The organism is Kribbella albertanoniae (assembly GCF_004348455.1).
Taxonomy (GTDB): domain Bacteria; phylum Actinomycetota; class Actinomycetes; order Propionibacteriales; family Kribbellaceae; genus Kribbella; species Kribbella albertanoniae.
Genome location: NZ_SMKA01000551.1, coordinates 1 through 939 on the forward strand (window position 1 = coordinate 1; position 939 = coordinate 939).

General features: G+C 69.6%; 1 protein-coding gene. It reads right to left on the reverse strand.

Annotation, left to right across the window (positions count from 1 at the left end):
* On the reverse strand, positions 1–195 hold a 195-nt coding region (locus E1261_RS46775; RefSeq protein WP_238176870.1), incomplete at its 3' end, for a hypothetical protein.
* Positions 196–939: the final 744 nt, after the last annotated feature.

Genomic DNA, 939 nt, shown 5'->3' on the forward strand with positions numbered 1-939 from the left:
CCCCCGCCACCGCGCACCGCCGGCCACCGCGCACCGCCGGCCACCGCGCACGCCGGCCACCGCGCACGCCGGCCACCGCACACCCCCGCCACCGCGCACCGCCGGCCACCGCGCACGCCGGCCACCGCGCACCGCCGGCACCGTCACCAACCGCGGACCAAGCACACCACGAGACAGCCGCACCCCCTTCGCCACACGGCTCCCTGCTTTCACGTTGCCCGGGGCTGACGGGGCTGTGGCTGAGGTGCGTGATGCTCGAGTTCTGCGCTATCCGATGGATTTTGGGGACTCGGTGACGAAAGCCCATCGGATAACGCATCGGGCATCCCGAGAACCCGGGGAGCGTGGAGCGTGGAGCGGGAGTCACCATGAGACTCCACCAACCATCGGGCACCCCGCCGCCACGGTCGAACCGTGCTCAAGGTCGCCCGACGAACGCACTTTGAGCGTCCCTCGACCACCTTCTGGCCCGTGCGGGTGGTTGACCCGTGCTCAAGGTTGCCCGGCCTACGCACCTTGGGTGCCCGTCGACCACCTTCTGACCCGTGCGGATGGTTGACCCGTGCTCAACGTCGTACCGGCTCGGGTGGGGGAAGCCCTCAACTGACCGGCCTTGGGCAGCTCATCAGACGGGGTGAGACGGAGAGGTGTGCGGATTCGCAGTGGACAGCAGCAGCGCGATCGAGTTGCCGGGCTGTCCGGTGGTGCACTCGCCGTGGAGCTGAGATATCTCGCACAGGCTTGGGGGGTGAGACTGGTCAGCCGGAAGGAGCGCCGCAGAGGCGGTGGCAGTGAGGATCGACCAGCGGTCGGGGTGGGGGTCATGAGTGTGCCGGCCTTGACTGGGAGAGCCGTGGCTGAAGGACCGCAATAGGTGATCCCAGATGGGCGGTGGCCGTGCCAGGACATGGGTAGGTCCGCGGGCCGGCCTGGGTGGCC